Origin of the sequence: Stenotrophomonas sp. Br8 (assembly GCF_014763005.1) — a bacterium.
Taxonomy (GTDB): Bacteria; Pseudomonadota; Gammaproteobacteria; order Xanthomonadales; family Xanthomonadaceae; genus Stenotrophomonas; species Stenotrophomonas lactitubi.
Genome location: NZ_JACGTN010000014.1, coordinates 64,399 through 84,069 on the forward strand (window position 1 = coordinate 64,399; position 19,671 = coordinate 84,069).

At 58.3% G+C, this 19,671-nt stretch carries 16 protein-coding genes and 2 pseudogenes; all 18 read right to left on the reverse strand.

Translation table 11 applies throughout. The features are described 5' to 3' along the window. Positions 1-122 precede the first annotated feature (122 nt). Positions 123-977 (reverse strand): annotated as a pseudogene (locus H3005_RS12495) (PA0069 family radical SAM protein); the annotation flags it as partial. A gap of 716 nt (positions 978-1,693) precedes the next feature. Continuing rightward, positions 1,694-3,322, reverse strand: a complete 1,629-nt coding sequence (locus tag H3005_RS12500) for a DUF2326 domain-containing protein (RefSeq protein WP_191078309.1) — start codon at positions 3,320-3,322, stop codon at positions 1,694-1,696. Positions 3,323-3,536: 214 nt separating this feature from the next. Next, a complete protein-coding gene (locus H3005_RS12505; protein WP_191078310.1) occupies positions 3,537-4,298 on the reverse strand; it encodes an ABC-three component system protein in 762 nt (253 codons plus the stop codon). A 292-nt stretch (positions 4,299-4,590) separates the two neighbouring features. Further along, a complete protein-coding gene (locus H3005_RS12510; RefSeq protein WP_191078311.1) occupies positions 4,591-6,090 on the reverse strand; it encodes a hypothetical protein in 1,500 nt (499 codons plus the stop codon). Between the two features lie 380 nt (positions 6,091-6,470). Then, the gene (locus H3005_RS12515) at positions 6,471-6,866 is read right to left on the reverse strand and encodes a hypothetical protein (RefSeq protein ID WP_191078312.1); all 396 of its coding nucleotides are present in this window, start codon (positions 6,864-6,866) and stop codon (positions 6,471-6,473) included. Between the two features lie 236 nt (positions 6,867-7,102). After that, positions 7,103-7,378 (reverse strand): helix-turn-helix transcriptional regulator, encoded by a 276-nt coding sequence (locus H3005_RS12520; protein ID WP_191078313.1) that lies wholly within the window; start codon positions 7,376-7,378, stop codon positions 7,103-7,105. Positions 7,379-7,742: 364 nt separating this feature from the next. Beyond that, positions 7,743-9,080: a hypothetical protein gene (locus tag H3005_RS12525; RefSeq protein WP_191078314.1), complete on the reverse strand. Its 1,338-nt coding sequence runs from the start codon at positions 9,078-9,080 to the stop codon at positions 7,743-7,745. Positions 9,081-9,333: 253 nt separating this feature from the next. After that, a complete protein-coding gene (locus H3005_RS12530) occupies positions 9,334-10,317 on the reverse strand; it encodes a site-specific integrase (protein WP_191078315.1) in 984 nt (327 codons plus the stop codon). A gap of 844 nt (positions 10,318-11,161) precedes the next feature. Beyond that, complete coding sequence (locus tag H3005_RS12535; RefSeq protein ID WP_019658807.1) at positions 11,162-12,253, reverse strand: PA0069 family radical SAM protein; 1,092 nt, start codon at positions 12,251-12,253, stop codon at positions 11,162-11,164. Between the two features lie 321 nt (positions 12,254-12,574). After that, positions 12,575-12,832 (reverse strand): annotated as a pseudogene (locus tag H3005_RS12540) (hypothetical protein); the annotation flags it as partial. 302 nt (positions 12,833-13,134) lie between these two features. Next, positions 13,135-13,878: a pyridoxine 5'-phosphate synthase gene (locus H3005_RS12545; RefSeq protein WP_100554277.1), complete on the reverse strand. Its 744-nt coding sequence runs from the start codon at positions 13,876-13,878 to the stop codon at positions 13,135-13,137. Between the two features lie 9 nt (positions 13,879-13,887). Next, positions 13,888-14,148: a hypothetical protein gene (locus H3005_RS12550; RefSeq protein ID WP_100554276.1), complete on the reverse strand. Its 261-nt coding sequence runs from the start codon at positions 14,146-14,148 to the stop codon at positions 13,888-13,890. Between the two features lie 40 nt (positions 14,149-14,188). Beyond that, positions 14,189-15,649: a cardiolipin synthase gene (cls, locus tag H3005_RS12555; protein WP_100554508.1), complete on the reverse strand. Its 1,461-nt coding sequence runs from the start codon at positions 15,647-15,649 to the stop codon at positions 14,189-14,191. 206 nt (positions 15,650-15,855) lie between these two features. Next, positions 15,856-16,269 (reverse strand): biopolymer transporter ExbD, encoded by a 414-nt coding sequence (locus H3005_RS12560; protein WP_004132666.1) that lies wholly within the window; start codon positions 16,267-16,269, stop codon positions 15,856-15,858. Between the two features lie 3 nt (positions 16,270-16,272). Beyond that, on the reverse strand, positions 16,273-16,698 hold the full coding sequence (locus H3005_RS12565) for a biopolymer transporter ExbD (protein ID WP_012509603.1): 426 nt from the start codon (positions 16,696-16,698) through the stop codon (positions 16,273-16,275). A 56-nt stretch (positions 16,699-16,754) separates the two neighbouring features. After that, positions 16,755-17,516, reverse strand: coding sequence for a TonB-system energizer ExbB (exbB, locus tag H3005_RS12570; protein WP_025875552.1), 762 nt, complete (start codon positions 17,514-17,516; stop codon positions 16,755-16,757). A gap of 94 nt (positions 17,517-17,610) precedes the next feature. Continuing rightward, on the reverse strand, positions 17,611-18,168 hold the full coding sequence (locus H3005_RS12575; protein ID WP_176429902.1) for an energy transducer TonB: 558 nt from the start codon (positions 18,166-18,168) through the stop codon (positions 17,611-17,613). Positions 18,169-18,422: 254 nt separating this feature from the next. Beyond that, entirely contained in the window at positions 18,423-19,610 is a 1,188-nt protein-coding gene (locus tag H3005_RS12580; RefSeq protein WP_099819422.1) for a tetratricopeptide repeat protein, read from the reverse strand. Between the last annotated feature and the right edge of the window lie 61 nt (positions 19,611-19,671).

Here is a 19,671-nt window from a genome sequence, read left to right on the forward strand (position 1 = left end):
GACGGCGTGATGCAACGGTGCAATGGACACAGGTAATGTTTTTTCATGCATTGCCCATCAACCAGCTGAGCACAGCACGGCGCGACGGACCGCTGATGCATTCGACAGCAGATGTACACGCCTTAGAAGAGCGAACCCTGCGGCGTATCCACCTTCGGTGGCAGCGGCTTCTCGAACCGGCTGCGATCCAGTTTCGGCCAGTGGCTGTTCTGCGCGTTGAAGCCCAGGCGCTTGCGCGCCAGCTTGAAGCGGTTGCTCAACAGCTCCGCATATACGCCCTGGCCACGCATGCGCGTGCCGAACTGGCTGTCGTAATCCTTGCCGCCACGCAGCTGCTGGATCGTGCTCATCACATGCGCGGCACGATCCGGATGATGGGTATCCAGCCAATCGCGGAACAGCGGCGCCACTTCCAGCGGCAAGCGCAGCAGTACGTAGCCTGCGGTGCTGGCGCCGGCATCGTGCGCAGCCTCCAGAACGGCTTCCAGTTCGCTGTCGTTGATCCAGGGAATCACCGGCGCCACCATCACACCGACGGGAATGCCCGCTTCATGCAGGCGCTTCATCGCACGCAGGCGCGCATGGGGTGCCGAGGCACGCGGCTCCAGTTTTGCCGACAGGTGCGGATCCAACGATGTCACCGAGAAATGCACGCTGACCAGGTTCTCCGCCGCCAGTGGTGCGAGCAGATCGATGTCGCGCTCGACCAGCGCGTTCTTGGTGATCAGCGAGAACGGGTGTTTGGTTTCGAGCATCACCTCGATCAGCTGACGGGTCAGCTTGAACTTGCGCTCGATCGGCTGGTACGCGTCGGTGTTGATGCCCAGCGCGATCGGTTGCGGCACGTAGCCCGGCTTCGACAGTTCCTTGCGCAGCAGCTGCGGCGCGTTGGTCTTGGCAAACAGCTTGGTCTCGAAGTCGAGCCCGGGCGACAGGTTCAGATAGGCATGCGAGGGGCGCGCGAAGCAGTACGAGCAGCAGCACTATATGTGCTTGAAACAAAGTGCTCACTTAGCCCTTCATTTCGCTCAAAGACTAAAGACTACGTGACTCCACCACGAAGCGGGCACTCCAACCGACTGCCTAGACTGGTCGGTTAGCCACTCAGCAGCCACGTGGCCTCGTGGAGGTCGGATGCTTGCGCGCTCTGCTTTGGCTCTCCACACCTGCGATCGCCCCATACTGGCCATCCGCCCCACTACGGCATCTCGGATGTCCGCAACTAGAGGCGTCGAACCATTCGCAGAATAGGCACCTACGCGGCACTGAGTCACCATCTCACTCCTTCAACTATCGAAGAAACTCTACCGGCGCAGGAAAATCCTCATAGCCGGCATACATCACATATCCGGCATAGTTAACGTATGGCACGCGACTCATGCTTCTGGCCCGAGGTGTGAACGAACTCCACCGCCGCCCCTTCTTTGCAAGCGATGTAATTAAGCGATTTTCATTCTTAATCTCACCCAGATATCTTCCGTCGGCCGCATAGATCTCGGCGCCATGAATAATTCCAGCGTGAACTCCATCATGCGTTATAAGGTGGTCGTTCTCGATCCAACCAAAAGACTTGCCGCTCCAAGTCCATACCCATTTCATAAGATGCCCCTTTTTAAGGATGCTTCAGCTTTTTCATAGACTATATGGCGGCCTGGAGGGAGTTTCATGACCGCACTGATTAGACGTATTTCCGTCAGTTCAGGATGGTACTTCCAGTAGGCCGCCAATCTTTAATGTAAAGGACTGACATATCTGAAAGCTGTAGCACTGAGAGCTCTCGCAGGAGCTTGGCCGCATCTGCGCCATACCTATCAACATCATCTAAAGCAATGAACGATTGCTTGGAAACGAGCGTATATTGCCGTATCAATTTTGCAACCGTATCGTTTGAGATGTTCTTGAAAAGCACGGAATCATGTGCAATGACCGGAAGCTTCGTGCTCTCAAAGACGGAAAGATCAAAAAGAATCATTCCAAGGTAGGCAGTTCCCGTCCCCGTGTCTTCAAAGGTCTCGAATTTGTAGCCTGTCTCGCTTAGCCAGAGTTCCGGAGCCCTTCTGGTCTCACCCAGGGCCGCAGCTGTCAGCCGTAGCATCCCCGCGTTGACTATTTTTTGTACATCCCACACGATTCCCTGTTTAACGCTCGTAAGGTTCTCTCTGGCCAGCTGTACAGCTTCCTTCGTGGTGGTCGCCAGTTCATATGACTGCCTGCTGGCTTTCGCCTCCTCCAATGACCTTGCCACGCCATAGATGTGCTCAACGAGCGCTTCTGGCTGGTCCACTGTGCGCATAGCGTCTGAGACCTTGCTGTCTATTTCTTTGACCTCAGCATCGATGGCATCAACCTCCTGCCGTAACCCTTCCATCGATTGCAGCAGCTGCTCCTGGAGGATTCCTGCGACTCCATCGTGAAAATGCTCGACTTCAGCCAGACGTTCCACGTTGACCTCCGGGAAGTACCTCTGCAAATCTCGGAAGTTGTGGGCCCCCAATCTACGACGTCCGGCTATATTCAGCTCAAGTCTCTGAAGCCTTCCTGCCAGTATTGTTCTCCGGGCAAGAAGGATCTCCTTTCGCTTTCGGAGGTCCAGGACTTCTCTATTAACTATCGTCTCAAGGCTTACAGCATAGCTTGCTAGACTTTCGCGAACGCTCGCGAGGTCCCGTTCCAAGTTGGCGACGGCAATGCCTGCCTGTTTGTAGGCTGTTTTGGTCAGCTTTGGAATTAATTCATCAGCCTGCGCCGCTCTGAGAGTCTTCAGCTGCTTTTCGGCCTTCTTGGACTCCGCATCACTTTGCTCAATAGGCTCGAACATGCCATAGGTTTTGATCAAGTTGTCAACGCAGTCCCGGCCACTGCTATTTGGTGACGCATGCAATGGCAGGTCGGGAATCAGGTTGTCTTTGCCCCAAACACGCAGGTGTAGTCCAACGGCCGACCGGAACGACTGTTTTGGAGAAGGCAACTCATAGAGTTTCTTGAGACGAGCATTGAACTCTGAGAGAGAGAGCGAAGTCGTTGGATCATAGTTTTGATCGCATGCATATACGCTATCAGGAGTGAGAGTCTCGCGTCTGAATCGATACTCCAACCCATCAAACTCAAACATAAAATCGTAATGGTGATGCCCCAGCTCCCTAACAACATCCTTGTTCCAGGTGAGGAAAGTGCTTCCTCCAAAAACGAAGTCAACTACCATCAGAAGCGTTGACTTCCCGATAGAATTAGTGGCCTTGTCGTCCCCTAGGACAACATTCAGCCCTGAGTGGAACCTCACCACTTCTTTTCGGAAAATTTTGCAGCGAATCTCACGAAGCAAGAGAGATCTCCCCGGTGCCAAAGTCAACATTTATTCGGCCTAACACGTAAAGAACGTCGATAGCCAGAAGGAACTGATCAATGCTCTCGAAGCTCCCCTCTACGTCTCGCAGTAGATCAGCCAATGACCGCTTGATCTGGATGCGGTCAATGATGGTCGCTAGATGCGCGAGCGCCGACTCTTGATACGGAACAACTTTGTTAGGTGTAATCACTCAGAACACCTCACAGTTCTGGATGAAGAATGATGCGACAGCCTCTGCGGACTCGAGTGACTCAGCGTTCGAACGGAGTGATATCCAATGAACCAGCCCCTGAAAGATCTTCGCCTGCGACCACTGCTGCTTCTTCATTGTTAGGTAGTACGACCTAACCTGTGCAAGGATTTGATCTGAGCTACCTGGATCAGTCCGCTCGATTTCCAGAAGTGCGGTTTGTACGTAGCCGAAGTAGTCCTCGACTGCGTACCTGACCTTGTTTCTCGTCACCCTGGGTAAGGCAGAGTCCAGCTTCTGGTCAAGAGTTTTCGGGTCGTAGGAGAGACGTACCCCCGTCTCTTCACTTGCCGGTAGATTGTGCAGTCTTCCCACAATCTTTGAGATATGACTTTCGAGCGGATACTTTGAGGCTATCTCGCGGCTACGTTCGAGCTGAATAGCCTCCTTCTTTACCGCGTAGAGCTCTTGGTACTCGGATTCGGTCCTAGGATGGTCGAACCTTCGATGACATCGCTCGCAGAGCGGGATCATATTGTCTACATGATTGTCATCATCAGAGAGTCGCTCTACGGAAGCTAACTCCACCCTCTCTGCAGGTGTTGGGTTCAGAGGATATATGTGGGCGAGATCGTAGGATTTGTGGAGTCTTCCATTCTTTTCGTTGAAAAGACTTTGGTGGCAGACAGGGCATCGGCTACCGACCTGGGTTAGCAGGGCAGCGGTCTCCGCGTCGTTATACTTACGCCTATCCTTTGCCACTAAGCGCCCCCTTTCTCCATTTGCGCTTGGTCCTCTGGTTCAGGCCAGCGCCATACGCAATTCTAGACTGAAACCGGTCCCCAGCGCTCTAAGCGTCTACACCCCAAGCTGGCTGATTGAAGCGCACGTGAAGCGAGGCAGGAGCCCGGAAATCTCAGATTTTTGAGTGCACCGCACTAACCAGACGTTGGCTACTAATTTTGACTAACTGGATCTTGGCATCGAAATAAATTTTCTGAAATTTCGGCGCGATGTCAATCTTTAAAGAAACGGGTGACGGTCCGACAATTGGTCAACTTGCCGCTTGGGGTAAAAAGTGCTGCTCAAATGTCTTCAGCAGCGGTGCATCGTTTAGCTCCTTAACGCGCGCGCGCAGATCGCCGGCCTCAAGCACTCTGAGCTCGAACTTGCTTGCGTTCGCATTCTTCGTTTTCTCAACTCGAGTTCTGGCTTCTTCTGATAAGGTTCCGCTGGTCCAAAGCTCGAACTTCGGGAGAGGCCCAGGCCAACCGATCTGCTCAAGATGGTGGCGGACTCGCTTGATTCTAGTAGTAAGCCAAAGGCCAACCTCTTCGTCGTCCACTTTTGTTCCTGGCGCGATTCCTTTGCATTCAATCATTATGGCCTCTACACCTTCATTGGCAGTGTAGACGTCTACTTCGGCAATACCATCTTCACCTTTGCAGATTTTGTTAAGTTTTACCTGAGCTCCTGCCTTCCTTCTCACGACCTCAGCTACCAGCAACTCGAAGAGGGCTCCTCTCATGTTGCCAACAGCCCCTTCGAGCTTGCCCAGCTTCGAGAACAGCTGATCAAATTTCTCTGGATCAACGACACCCTTAGCTGCCTTCTGCAGTGTATGGGCTAATTCTCGGAATCCTTCGGCAGCATCTTTGCCGAAGAGAGAGGCAGGGGTGGCGGGAATGATCCCAGCCCCACGCAATGCCTTGAATGCATCTGCCTCATAGCCATGGGCCACAAGCATGTACATCGTACGTCCGATGTTCTTTAGAGCTTCGGTTGATTGAACCTTATGCAAGAATGGTTCGATGTGGGCAGCTTGAACCCTTTCGATCAACAGAACATCGCAGACCATCCAACCGGGCCTTACTCCCTTATCCTTCTGCCTCATGATCGTTGACGTCAGATAGCTCGGCGCTGCTAGATCCCACGCAAACGTTCCTACACGAGGCATCTGCGGTCCCCTAGTGTGCACCTTGTTGTAGCTGACCAGGGCGAGTCTGCGTAGCCACTCCTTGACGCTTTCGAGGAGAATTCCTTCGGCAACCAAGCGCGCCTGGACCTCTGCGGCTAGATCATCGAAGCTCCGATGTTGATGCAGTTCGTACGTCTTCTTCGACATTACGCACATGCCTAGGCCTGGCACCTTGGCTATTGCCAGAACATTCGCGTCGATCAGACGCCGTAGTAGCGTCGTGGCTGATATGTGCTTCTTCTGAGCAAGTGGCGCTCCACACACGGCCTGGAACTGGGCCTCCGGCACCAGCTCGCGTGCCTGAACAGCGCCCAGCGCTCGCGCGTACGGGCCGTTCGCAGCGTGGATGGCATCGTAGAGTCGCTCCCAGTATCGTGGGGAGGCGTAGTCGTCCTGATGATAGACAAAGCGCGCTTTCCGCGCGAACGGCAAGTGAGCCAACCGCTTAACTTTAGGATCGCCTCGGCTTACACGTTGACGAGCTGCGCCCGGCGTCATGCCACGCTTGCTGACGAGGAACTCGGTGAGCTCAGTGCTCAAACAAGGACCAATGGCCTTAACGAGGTCGGCTAACACGCTGGAGCACTCCTGTCACAGAGCGCTATTTATAACATTCCACTACGTGGCCGGGCCCTTTTTCTCGCGGCCTCGCATTATTCCTTTACAATCAAATGCTTACGTAAGCTTTTTTCTGAGAATTAGCGCTCTTGTCACAGTGGTGTTGTCACTGGACCGTGGACGTAGCCTTCCAGCACCTGTCGTAGAGCCTGTTCGACAGACAGACTGCCGATTGCGAATTGCGTGAGCGCGCTGCGGCGCTCCAAGCGATCAAGCTAGTCGTCACCGGTGTCCGGACACTTCACACGTTCTCAATGATCTGGAATCTATGCGGCCCCCATCATTTCGATTGTCGCTTGTAGGGCAGTGGTTAGTTTGCAGCAAAGCTTGAAGGGCGCTCACTGGAGGGACTGCTGGAACAAGCCGTCAACATGAGGTTGCGAGATTTGAAATAGCTCAAGATCAGCTGGTAGACGTCCGTAGTTCTGATCTACTACATCACGAGGCACAAGGAATATATCTGACTGATCTAGCAGCACATCGCCATCGATAACCTCCAGATACACCAGCGCGACGATGTGGTAGTGAGCCGGCAAGCATACCCGGCTAATGCGCGTACCTGTCGTTGTCTTGACCTGGACCCCTCGAAATGCTTCCCCCTTGACCGCAATCAGATCATTGCCGGAGTCCCTGATCGGCGGAGCTGCCTGAACGCCATACTGAAGCAGACGGGTTTGGACGAGCAGTTCGCCCATAGTCCCAATGATCACGCGATCCGTCAGCACGTTGCCCATGGCGCTCCATTAGTCATGTCTTTGGTCTCGACTGTGGATACTTGACTGAGGTGATCATTGGGCGGAGGACCCAGTTCCATCAGACGGAACGACCAAGTCTCCTGCGCGCCACTAAACCATATCCACCTCAACTCCAGGACCGATGTTTTTGCCGGCCTAGGTAAGCTGTCCAGCTAAGCTAGACCCTATCAATCATAGGATTTTTTTTATTCCCTGCGACGACTGCGCGCTACCTACTACTTGTCCTTAATCTGGCTGGCGCGGACATTCTTCACTAGCTTCGATACTTGCTCAGAGACCTCAGTTGAGGAGAACCCCAAGGCAGATGCGATGAGACAGAACTCCAGAACATCCAAGCGCCTTGCGCCGGACTCAACCGAAGAAATTCTCTGCTGGGGCCATCCCAGATGGGAAGCCAGCTTGGCTTGACTGACCCCCAGCGACTCACGTCGCTCGCGAAGCTGGCTGACCAACCGAAGGTACGCACTTTGGTAGATCGTTTTAGTAGCCATCGGGTCCGCCTGTAGGGGCGGAATGGAATCTATGGCCGAGGCAGCGGATACATGAAAATTGTGTAGACGGGTTCCCGGCAGCTTGCTAGCATCGGAGCTGGTTGAAGTGCCGGGGATCGAGTGATCTATGGACGTGACCAACAGACCCTCATCTCCCCGTGGCCAGACCTCGATGCGCTACTGGTATCGCTTGGGCCGTTCTACGCATGCGCGTGGTGTGCGCTTGAGCGCTCAACTTCGATCTCCGCACCTGTAGCCGCTGACCCAGCTACTGCGCAGCACCTGCTGCTATTCCTTAAGGCAGCGGGTGTTCTGGCTGAGACGGGCTCGTCAAACGGTTCTACAAGGCGCTCTCTTTACGACCCTATAAGCTGGAGCTATCGGGAAAGCAGTCGGCTGCCAGGCGATCTGGGTGCTTCACTAACCCATGCACTGAGAGCCTGGTGCCCCTCGCTTGGAGCACACGACCGTCAGTGGCTTTGGCGTCAGCTCTCCGACCGAGAAGTTGCCGCCTATCTCGTGTCACTGCTTCGCAAGCATCGAATCGGGATTCAGCACGCCGAGGAGATCTTACGCGTGCAGGAAGAAGGCTGGCTTCAGCTGAGCTTGGGACGCAAGCGATATGTGCTTTGGTCATCAATTCGAGGAGCCGCCAGTCACTTCTTGAGCACCGGCGGCGACGAATCCGCGGCAGTCCGCGACGATTGTTCTTCCCACCCTCAGAGGTGACGTGCATGAACAGGTCATCTTGGATCTGAGGAATTGCGAAGCCTCGAATTCGAGCAGTCCAATCTCTCACGAACTGGATAAGGCGTTCGGGTGCCAACTCGTAGTCGCTGGCAGGAATGGCGCGCCTTTGCGGGGCGCCAATCTGGCTTGGGCCGGCCCTTCTTTTGGACGATTTGATTAGAAGCCTGGCTTCTCCGAGGAACTCGATGGGGACAATCCCACTCAACGTCAGCTCTCGCAGAGTCTGCTCATTGAATCCCGTGTGCATGCTCAACAGCAGAAAGAATGGCACTAGGTCAATGCCGATGGGATGGGCGATTCGGCGTAGCTCGAAGTACTCATCCTCCTTCATGTCCCTCAGGCCCGGCAGGGTTCTGACTGTCTTGAGCAGCGGATAGTTGCCGCCGAATTCATCGAGTATCCAGGCTACCTTCGCTTCGGGACCGGAAGTTCTCGGCTTTCCACCGTCCATCAGCGCCGCTAGCTCCTCATGCAGCCTGGGTAGGGATGACCAGACATCATCCATGGTCTCCTTCGCCTGTTTGGCAGCTGCGGTCATCACCACCCCAAGCCTTTCGGTCGGGTCTTCCTTGGGCATGCTGACGGCCGGTTTCCCGGCAAACGGCTGGTGAGCTACTGATAGGCGTTTCCAAGCCGAGTCCAGCTTGTGTAGCGCCTCAGCCACTTTCTTGTAGGTCTTGTGATAGTTCAGCTGTGTGTTGATCGAGAACCGCTTTTTGCCTTCCTCGGTTGCATCGAGGAATTCGACGAAGGCGTTTCCGATGCCCTCGGGAACGTCGCCTGGGGAGTTGATCTCTATTTGATTCTCCCGCGCAAATTTCACGAAGCCGCTGATGAAGTTGTTTGCTGAACTACTTCTGGTAGACCTAGCGTCGTATCGAAAGGCGAGGCAGTAGGCTTGGGCAAAGATTGGCGCTGCGGCGCCGATTTGCTTCCAGCGGGTGAGGTTCACGATGTTCGGCTCTAGGCCGGCTTCTCTATCGAAAACCGCCACCATCTTCTGATCGGTAGTATCAACCCTCCACCCATACTCAGTTGTGCTCTGAGCATCCTGCTGTGGTGAGGCTTGGCGCTTGCAATCTTGCTGCGGAGTGTGCCTTGCGTGAGAGATTCGTTTACCAGCCATAGATCTCAGTTGGTTCAGCGATAGGAGTGTCCACTCGTACTCTGAGTGGCGGTACTGCACGGAGGGCTTAGGCCTGTGTTCATTTCATGCTGGCGTTGATTCTTTGCAGGATCTCGCTCTCCAGCTCGCTGTAGTGGGCCTCGCAGCTTCGGAGGTAGATGGACTCAGTGGTCTGACGCATGGCGTGACCGAGAACCAGCTGGATGTACTTGATGGGGTCTGGATCGCCAGCTATCTGTCGCGCCACATAGGTGTGTAGGGCGAACGTGTGCCGGAGCGCGTGGACCGTGATTCGCTCGCGGGATGCACGCTCATAAGCTACATCGTCTTCGCTTGCTAGTTTCTTCAGATACCCGTCTCGCGCTCTGGCGAAAACGCGATTGAGTGTTTCGGGAGTGACTGGTTCGCCTTTGTAGCGCGAGCTCTTGGTCCTTTGAACGAAGAGGAAGCCGTGATCCATTCCGCGCCTGGCTGTCCTCGCCCCAAGCAGGCGAGCTCTCTCCTCCACGGCATATCTTTTGAGCGCGTTGAGCAGCCAAACGGGAACTGGCACCTTCCGCTTCTTCGATCCCTTACCCATTACCTGGATGGCGACTTGAACAAAGTTGTCCTTTCCATTCGTGATCGCGTTCAGGACTGTCTGAGCTTTCAGATCGCAGACTTCTGCTCTTCTAAGTCCAGCATGCCTGCAGAGCTCTGCCATGAGGCGTGGGCCGGTCAGGCCATCGCTGATGATGAGTTCCCCGTCCTCCACATGGGTGGGAGTAGGGCCAAGCTGGTCGAACACACCATTGAGTGTGTCTATGTGCAGCGCGGTAACGTGTTCGTCCGCCTCATTGAGACCCGGAAGCTTCACTCCAACGTCGAGGTTGAGAGCCGTGCCCTGTGGCGTCTGCACCTCCACGATAGCGAAGCGGTTTTTCAGGTAGCCACGGCTCTGGCAGAACCGGATGGCCTTGGTCAATGTTGACCAGCGGCGACGTATCGTACTTGCCGCAAACTTTCTAAAGGTCACAGGCGAGATGCTGTTGTTTAGATCGTATGCATAGCGGTATGCCGTCATCTCCGGATCGTTTTGAATGTGTGCGCTTCCCAGCGCATTGATCCTTTGCTTTGGGTGCTTTTACGCGCCGGATTTCAGCGTCATAGATCGTCATGGCGCGAGAACATAGTCGCACCATTGTTCCGAGTTCAAGGCTGGAAAAATTCTTGTCGGAGATCGCTCGGACAGCCTCAATCTTCGAACAGTTAGTTGTGGGAACTCAATGCGTTACGCTCAGAGGGAAGGATGCGCTGCAGTTCTTAGACCGATTTCACAGAACGAAGTTTGTGCGACTCACGTCGCATTTTCTCCAAGGCCAGTGCGCAGCTTGTGCGCTCGCTGCGGAGCTGACTCGGTGCTGCAGCATGCAACGCTTCAAATTTTTTGCCTGTAGGCAACCATGTCCGAGGTCCTTTGACCTCTACCTACCGTTAGTGGTAGTGGCGCTCATTTGCATGCTTGCCGCAAGCCATACATGTGCGATGCAAGCTGTATCGGCCTTGTTTCTCGGGACCAAGGGGGCCGCCACAGTAGGGGCAGATAGGACCATGTCCGAGTTCAGCTTGCCTGAAGCGATAGGTTGTCCAAGCGCCGAGAATAAAGGCACAAACCATTCCGGCCACTGGGAGCCAGATCATCGCCTGATAGAACCCTCTGATCATGCTATTGCCGCTTAGCGAGGACACTATGAGCGCGCAGATCAAGGACAAGAAAGCGGCCAGCAGGGCAGGGAAGTACAAGCGCAGTAGCTTCAGCCAGTTCATAGGTTTGCTCTCCGTCGTCGTGGGAAGGCTAGGCTCAGCCTGTCTCACGGCGTGAGACCGTTTCGTTCCTAGTTGCCTGCAGCGATCGCTCTTTTTCGGCGTTAGAAGAGTTGGCCTTGTGGGGAGTACTCCCTAGGAGGCTGGAATAGTTCTGTGTTTAGAGGCGGGAGCTTTGTGAAGCCAAGCTGCCGGTGTGCCTTCTTGAAACGCTGCGCCAGGAGGTCTGCGAAGGGCCCGGTACCACGCATGCGCGTTCCGAAAGTGGAGTCGTATTCCTTCCCACCATGCAGTTGGCGCATCAGGCTCAGCACATGTTCCGCTCGATCCGGATAGTGCAGCTCCAGCCATTCTTTCCAGATTTCCTTGATCTCGTTGGGTAGACGCAGCAACACATACCCTGCAGCCCGCGCTCCATGGGCATGAGCTGCTTCGAGGATCGCCTCGAGCTCGTTGTCAGTGATGCGGGGAATTACTGGGGCAACCAGTACTCCGACCGGAACGCCGGCTCTATGCAGTGCATCCATCGCCCTCAGTCTCGCATGCGGTGCCGCTGCCCTGGGCTCGAGCTTGGCTGACAGCTTTCGATCAAGTGTGGTCACGGAGAAGTAGACCGTGACCAGACGATCCTTCGCCATCGCTGCGAGCAGGTTGATGTCGCGGGTGATCAGCGCACTCTTGGTGACGAAGCTCACAGGGTGGCGCGTCTCGGCCAGGAGCTCAAGGCATTGGCGGGTAATCTGATAACTCCTTTCGATAGGCTGGTAACCATCCGTGTTGATGCCTAGCGCGATTGCTGCACATTTGTAACTCGGACGGCTTAGCTCACTACGCAATCGCTCTGCGGCATTCGTCTTGGCAAAGAGCTTCGTCTCAAAGTCCAAACCCGGCGATAGGCTCAGGTAAGCGTGCGAGGGTCTGGCGAAGCAGTAGACACATCCATGTTCACATCCCCTGTAGGGATTGACCGATGCGCTGAAGCCAACATCAGGTGAAGTGTTCCGGCTGATCACACTCCTCGCCCGCTCTTCAGTTACCTCGGTCCTCAGCGGGGGCATCTCGCGAAGATCTTCATAGACTGATTCCCAGCCATCATCGATTCCGACTGTCGCTGTCGTATCGAACCTGCTCGGTACGCGTGAGGCGGAGCCTCGGCCTTTGATTGGCGCCTGGACCTTGCGGGCGTCTTGTTCCATATCTCCCCCAAGCCCTTCAGCGAGCAATTAGTATTATTGCTAACCACAGGCAGTGCAACTGGCGGGGATTCATGTAGCTGTAGGGACTGAGCTGAATTCGACGTCCCACTGCCCCCAGAGTTATCCACACCTTCAATGGTAGGCGCCGTTGAGCCTGGCGGCTCGGTTGGGTTCTTCGAAGTACGGGCACGAACCAGGAGTCGTTCCATTGGCCCTGGCAGAGAGGCGCGGGCTGCATTCCGTGTGCAAAGTGCTCATCAGAACTCGTGTATGTAATTGTTTTATATAAATAATTGCCGTGAGCACTTACGGCACGTTCGCACCGTGCTCGCAGCCTCGATACGGATTCACCGACTGGCTGAAGCCAACGTCCGGCGAGTTGTTGCGGCTGATGATGCTGCGCGCGGTCTCGGCACGCACTTCGGTGCGCAGGCGAGGGGCGAGGAATTCTTCGCTCTCGTCCATCGCCCAGCCGTCGTCCACCGCCTCGCTGACGGTGCTTTCGAAGCGCCCGGCAAGGTGGGACGTGGAACCTCGGCCCTTGATGGCGGCCTGGGCGTTGCGAGGGGGGTGCTGCATGTTGCCCTCCGGCCGTTACGAGATATTAGTGTTATTGCTAACCACAGGCGGCGCAAGCGGGCAGGATTCACGTAGCTGTAGGGGCGGAGGCGTATGGGACCGCACGTTGACCCCAGACTTGTCCACAGGGTTGCGTGGCTTGCGACCGGGCGCGCGCCATCGCCGCGGCAGGCCAGCATGGGCCACGGGTGTCTCAACAGCTGCGATGGGAAGATCGGCTACAGGGACGCACGCCAGGCCGGAATACGGCGACCTGCCGCACGTCCTCCGGCTTCAATCTGCCGGGGAAGTCCCATGCACTGCTACAGCAGTGCCAGGTAACCCTTCACCGTGGCATCCAGGCCGTCGTACAGCGCCTCGCCGATCAGCGCGTGGCCGATCGAGACCTCCAGCACCTCCGGCACATCGGCCAGGAAGTCACGCAGGTTGTCCTGCGACAGGTCGTGTCCGGCATTCACACCCAGGCCGACGGCCTGTGCACGGCGTGCGGCGGTGGCAAACAGTTCAAGCATTGCCCGTACGTCGCCAGCAGCATGGGCCTCGGCATACGGGCCGGTGTACAGCTCGATGCGGTCGGCGCCGACCTCGGCCGCCTGTTCCAGCAGCGGGTTGCCGGCATCCACGAACAGGCTCACCCGGCAGCCCATCGCCTTCAGTTCGGCCACCAGCGGGCGCAGTCGCTGCGCGTCGCGCTCGAAGTCGAAACCATGGTCGGAGGTGATCTGGCCATCGCCATCGGGAACCAGCGTGGCCTGTGCCGGGCGCGTCTGCGCGCACAGCGGCAGCAGCCCGGGGTAGCCCTCACGCGGCGGCGCGAACGGGTTGCCTTCGATGTTGAACTCGACGCCCCGCGCACGGGTCAGCGCCGACAGTGCCAGCACGTCCTCGGCGGTGATGTGGCGGCGGTCCGGCCGCGGGTGCACGGTGATGCCATGCGCGCCTGCATCCAGGCAGGCCTGGGCGGCACGCACCACGTCCGGTTCGGCACCGCCACGCGAGTTGCGCAGGACGGCGATCTTGTTGACGTTGACGCTGAGCTGGGTCATGGAACGGGACTACGGGGAGTAAGAGGGAGGGTCGCTGCCGTCGGCCGGAGTCACCTTGGCCTGTTCGCGCAGACGCCGCAGTTCGTCGCTGTCCACCAGTGTCGCCGGATCGCGCTGAAGGTCGCCAAAGCGTGCGACGTAACGGCCACGCACCCACGCCAGCAGGAAGGCGAGGGCGCCCAGCAGGGCCAGTGACATCAGCCCCATGTTCGGTGTTTTCAACGCAAAGGCGAAGCAGCCCAGCGCCAGCAGCAGGTACAGCCAGTACATTGTCAGTCTCCCCGGGCCACCGCCGCAGTGTAGCGCTGCCTCACAGCAGCGGCGAGGCCAATCGCGCGAAGGCCTCGGGCAACCGATGCAGCCACAGCGAGCGTCCTGCCTGGTCGTGTACGCGGGTGGCACGCTCGAACTCGGACTGCAGCAACAGGGACAGTTCCGCCACCCGGCCACGGTCGCTGATCATCATCGACAGCTCGAAGTTCAGGCGGAAGCTGCGGTGGTCGAAGTTGGCGCTGCCAACGATGCAGACATCATCGTCGGCGATGAAGGCCTTGGTATGCAGCATGCGCGGACCGTACTCGTAGATCTTCACTCCCGCATGCAGCAGTTCGTCGAAGTACGAGCGGGCGGCCTGGGTGACGAACCAGGAGTCGCTCATCTTCGGCACCAGCAGGCGCACGTCCAGGCCGCCGAGTGCCGCCGACGTCAGCGCCATCCGCGCCGCCTCGCCAGGTACGAAGTAAGGCGTCACCAGCCAGACCCGCTCACGTGCTTCCTGGATGGCGGCCACATGCAGTCTGTGGATCGTCTCCCATCCCGAATCCGGGCCGGAGACCAGCACCTGCGCGTCGATCGCGCCGTCGCCGCGCAGGGCCATATCGCTCGGCCACAGCCGGGCGATGTCGAACCGCGAGTGATCCTGGCCACTGGCGTACAACCAGTCCTCGGCAAACACCAACTGCAGGCTGCGCACCACGTGCCCGCGCAGGCGCATGTGCAGATCGCGATAGGCATTCGGGTTGCGACTTTCGTCTTCGTCGTCGGTGATATTGATGCCGCCGGTGAACGCCAGCCGGCCATCGACGATCACCAGCTTGCGGTGCGTGCGCAGGTTCAACCAGGGGCGTTTGAACGGCTTCAGCAGCTGCCGCGGATGGAACCAGACCACGTCCGCGCCGGCATCCAGCAGGGGCTGCAGGAAGCGCTGGCGCACGGCGGAGGAGCCCACCGCGTCCAGCAGCAGCCGTACCTGCACACCGGCGCTCGCCCGTTCCAGCAAGGCATCCCGCAACGCGGTGCCGGCGCGGTCGGGATTGAAGATGTAGTACTCCAGATGCACATGGTCACGGGCCTGCGCCACCGCTTCCAGCAGCGCAGCATAGGTGGCTGCGCCGTCGACCAGCCAGGTCACTTCGGTGGCGGTGCTTGGCGCCAGCCCAGTCGTCGCCTGCGCGATCTTGGCCAGCTCGGTGCAGTCGGCATCGGGTGGGCAGACATCGCTGTAGTGCTCCATGCCCGAGCGCGCGCGACCGCGTCGCAGCCGTTGCCGCTTCACCTTCTGCGGCCCCAGCAGGTAGTAGATGAAGAGGCCGAGGTAGGGCAGCAGCGCCAGCGACAGGATCCAGCTCAGCGTGGCCACCGGCTCGCGCTTCTGCAGCATGATCCAGCCGGTCAGGGCGAGCAGGTACAGCAGATAGGCCACCGCCAGGATCGTTCCCAGGTGGGCGATGCCATCAAGCCAATGGCGCACGGAATCGAAGAGGGCGAGCATCCGCCGATCATAGCGGGCACACGCACCGGTCAGCGGCATTTGTTCCCAGACGCGTTCCCGGCAAGACGCATCCACGCATGGCGTGGATCCACGTGTCGACCAAGGTCGACACCTACCAAGAGCAGGCATGTCATTCAAAAAAAGACGCCCCTGTTTCCAGGGGCGTCTGCAGTCGCGTCATGACTGATGTATTGCGGTGTAGCGATTTACTGCTGCACGAAGCCGATCTTCTTCATCTGAGCATTCTTCGCGGCGGCCAGAACCTTGGCCATCACGTCGTACTCCGAATCCGGGCTGGCATCGATCCGCAGTTCCGGCTGGTTGGTCGGGTCACGCTGGACCTCCTGCTCCATCCGCTGCTGCAGTTCGCTTGCGTTGATCGGGCTGTTGTTCCACGAGACCTGGTTGCTGGCGTCGATCTTCAACTCGATCGGCGGCGGCGGTTCGACCAGCTGCGGCGGTGGGTTGAGCACGCGCTGCGGCAGGTCCACGGCGATCGGGTACGTCATGATCGGCGCGGTGACGATGAAGATGATCAGCAGCACCAGCATCACGTCCACGAGGGGCGTGACGTTGATGTCTGCCATGGGGCCTTTGCCACCACCACTACTGAATGCCATGGCTTATTGCCCCTTCTCTTTGGTCGCCACGAAGCCGACGTCCAGCATGCCCTGTTCCTGCGCGATCTTGGTCATCTCGTTGATGACACGCATCTTGGTGGTGCGGTCACCACGCAGGTTCAACGGCGGCTGCGGGGTCTGCTGGGCGGCGGTCGCCAAGCGCGACTCGAGAGTCTGCTTGTTGATCTCTTCGTCGTTCCAGTAGATCGAACCGTCTTCCTTGACTGCCAGGGTGATGGGACCCTTGCGGTCGTTGGTGTCGTCCGGCTTCTGGACCAGATTGGCCTCCGGCAGATCCACCTTGACCTTGTGGGACATCAGCGGCGCCGTGATGATGAAGATGATCAGCAGCACCAGCATCACGTCCACGAGGGGCGTAACGTTGATGTCGGCCATGGGGCCGCCGCTGTTACCACTACTGAAAGCCATAACGGGCTCCGTCTAGATCTTGGTGACTACGTTCTCGCGGGTACAGCGCGTCGCAATTAGCGGACGCGCGAACCGGTGGCGAAGAAGTCGTGCAGGTCGTGCGCGAAGGTATCGAACTTGCTGATGGTCGCGCTGTTGATCTTGCTGAAGAAGTTGAAGGCGAACACGGCCGGGATCGCGACGAACAGACCGATGGCGGTCATGATCAGTGCTTCACCCACCGGGCCGGCAACGGCGTCGATCGAAGCGGAGCCGGTGGCACCGATCTTGATCAGCGCGCCGTAGATGCCCCACACGGTACCCAGCAGACCGACGAACGGAGCGGTTGCACCGACGGTGGCCAGCAGGGTCATGCCCGACTGCAGCTTGTTGCTTTCGCGGGTCACGGCCTGGCGCAGAGCGCGGTCGACGAACTCCGAACGGCTCAGGTTCTCACCCACGCCGCCGACGGCGCCGCCTTCAGCACGCTGGTGGTGCGCAGCAGCCTGGGCAGCGTCCAGAGCGATCTTCGAGAACGGCTCCGAAGCCGGCTGCTCTTCCATTGCACGGATGGCGTCCTGCGCGTTCGGGGTATCCCAGAACAGGCTGACGACGCGATCAGCGGCGCTCTTCAGGCGGGTAGCACGGAAGATGTTGATGACGGTCCAGTACCAGGACATGGCGGACATGACGACCAGGGTCAGCAGCACGACCCAGGAAACCGCGAAATCACCCGGCTTGGTGGTCATTTCGTGGATCAGATGCTCGAAGCCCATCTGCGACAGGGCGTTGGACGGATTGCCCCCGGCAGCAGCGGCGATGAAAATTTCCTGCAGCATGACGCTTACCTTTGTTGTGTGTGGTGATAAAGGGTGTAGCTAAGCTAAACAATCGAACTGGAGGCGAGGGTGGCCAGGCGGCCACCCGGGCGCATCAGTTCAGCGCAAAGTTGACCGGGACGCGGACGCGGCCAGCAGCCTTCTTACCGCCAGCTTCGGCGGCGTTGAAACGCCACTTGCGGGCAGCTTCCATCGCAGCACGGTCCAGATCGCGGTTACGGCTGGACTTTTCCACCGTGACATTGGTGACGTTGCCCTGGGCATCGACATCAATGATCAGGATCACTTCGCCCTGGATACCAGCGCGGAAGGCGGCCGGCGGATAGCGCGGCGGATTCATGGCCTTCGACGAGATGTCCACGCTGGCCTCGATCGAGGTCGGCGGTGCCGGCGGCGACGGCGGCGACGGCGGGGTGACGATATCGTTCGCGCGCGGTTCCGGCACGTCGACGACCGGCGCCTGCGGCGGCGGCGGGACGGGCGACGGCTTCGGCGGCGACAGATTCTTCACCGGCGGCGGCGGGGTGTCCTGCGGCGGCGGCGGCGGCGGCGGTGGCGGCGGCGGCGGCGGTGCGTCGACGATGGTCACCATGACGTTGCGCTCCTTCTCCGTCACGGCCTTGGGAGCCACGGCGGGAATCAGGAGCATCATGAAGGCCGCCAGATGCAGGGCGATTACAAACGCGATACCGACGATGCGAGGCCAGCTCAGCCCCGAGTCATCGGGTTGTTCGTACCGGTGAACGACTAGTTGTTCCGTCATGCGCCAAGAGCTCAATAGTGGGGCCGGAATCCCGGGGGCGGGATCCCTGATCAGCGGTGCATGACACCGCAGGAACCTCCAAGCTTATACCAATCCTGAGCGCTTGCGCATCAACTGGGCAGGCGTTCAGGCGTTATTCCTACTTACTTCAGGTTGATGATTTTCTTGGCATCAGCCTGGTTCTTCACGCCCTTCGCCAGCGCCTGCTGGGCGGCCTGCTTGGCCTCCGGGACACGACCTTCACTGTGCAAAACACGTGCCAGATTCAGGTAGGTCTCACCGTCCTTGGAGAGCGGGGCGGCCTTCTGCCACGCATCGATCGCCTGCGGCACCTGGTCGGAGTAGTAGTAGGACTGGGCCAGTGCCAGGTAGACCTGGTAATCCGGCTTCAGGATGCCCTTCTGCAACCCTTCGTTGATGACCGCGATGACGTCCTTTTCCTTGTTCTCGGTGTTGGCATAGATCGAGTACAGCTGCTTGTACTCGCGCTCTTCGGTGAGCTGACCGCTGCTGCGCAGCTTGTCCATCACCGCGGCGGCCTTCGGCATCTGGTCGGCCTGCATGTACATGTTGGCCAGGTTCAGCTGCGCTTTCTTGTCATTCGGGTTCTTGGCGGCCAGTGCTTCGGCAGCCTGCACGGCCTCACCGGTCTGGCCGGCTTCGGCCAGCGCGGCCATCAGCAGCTGGTTCCAGTTGTCCTTCGGCTCGGCAGCGCCGGCGATGGCCTGCTTCAGCACCGGGATCGCTTCCTGGTAGCGCTCCAGCTGGTACAGCGCCTGGCCCTTGATGATCAGCTCTTCCGGCTTGGTCGACTTGCTCTCGGCGAAGTACTTGTCCAGGGTCGCCAGGCCTTCAGCGGTCTTGTCTTCCTGGATCTGCAGCTGGCCGAGCATCAGCATCGACTGGAAGTGGCCGTTGTTGTCCAGGCCGTTGAACTGCAGCACCTGCTTCAGGTAGGCGATGGCGGCTGCGGTGTCGTCGGTCTGGTAGGCCGCCTGGGAGGCGAGCTGCGCGGCCAGCGACTTGTCGTACTCGTTGGCGCCTTCGTTGGCCAGGATCTCGTCGGCCAGCGTGCGGGTCTCCGGGAACTTTTCCTTGTTGTAGCTGTCAATCATCTTCTGCAGCTTGCTGCCCAGCTTGGCCGACGACTTCGCTGCCGGTTCCTGGCGGGTCGCGTTCGGGAACAGCACTTCGGCCTTGGCCTGCTTGCCGCCACGGTTGCCACGCTCGGACGAACGCGAGGACTGCGCGAACGCATCGGTGACCACGGCGCCGGTCAGGGCAGTGGCGATGAGGACGGAAAGCACAGCTTTGTGGTTACGGAAAATCATCGTTCACCTCGATCGAACCGCCGGTAGCGGCAAAGTCGGACTGTCAGAAAAATCTGAGCCG

Coding starts and splice junctions, on each gene's coding strand:
- H3005_RS12515 (WP_191078312.1), bottom strand. CDS start 6,866: ATGGGCAACGTGCTGACGGATCGCGTGATCATTGGGACTATGGGCGAA.
- H3005_RS12520 (WP_191078313.1), bottom strand. CDS start 7,378: ATGGCTACTAAAACGATCTACCAAAGTGCGTACCTTCGGTTGGTCAGC.
- H3005_RS12530 (WP_191078315.1), bottom strand. CDS start 10,317: ATGACGGCATACCGCTATGCATACGATCTAAACAACAGCATCTCGCCT.
- H3005_RS12535 (WP_019658807.1), bottom strand. CDS start 12,253: ATGGAACAAGACGCCCGCAAGGTCCAGGCGCCAATCAAAGGCCGAGGC.
- H3005_RS12545 (WP_100554277.1), bottom strand. CDS start 13,878: ATGACCCAGCTCAGCGTCAACGTCAACAAGATCGCCGTCCTGCGCAAC.
- H3005_RS12550 (WP_100554276.1), bottom strand. CDS start 14,148: ATGTACTGGCTGTACCTGCTGCTGGCGCTGGGCTGCTTCGCCTTTGCG.
- cls (WP_100554508.1), bottom strand. CDS start 15,649: ATGCTCGCCCTCTTCGATTCCGTGCGCCATTGGCTTGATGGCATCGCC.
- H3005_RS12560 (WP_004132666.1), bottom strand. CDS start 16,269: ATGGCATTCAGTAGTGGTGGTGGCAAAGGCCCCATGGCAGACATCAAC.
- H3005_RS12565 (WP_012509603.1), bottom strand. CDS start 16,698: ATGGCTTTCAGTAGTGGTAACAGCGGCGGCCCCATGGCCGACATCAAC.
- exbB (WP_025875552.1), bottom strand. CDS start 17,516: ATGCTGCAGGAAATTTTCATCGCCGCTGCTGCCGGGGGCAATCCGTCC.
- H3005_RS12575 (WP_176429902.1), bottom strand. CDS start 18,168: ATGATGCTCCTGATTCCCGCCGTGGCTCCCAAGGCCGTGACGGAGAAG.
- H3005_RS12580 (WP_099819422.1), bottom strand. CDS start 19,610: ATGATTTTCCGTAACCACAAAGCTGTGCTTTCCGTCCTCATCGCCACT.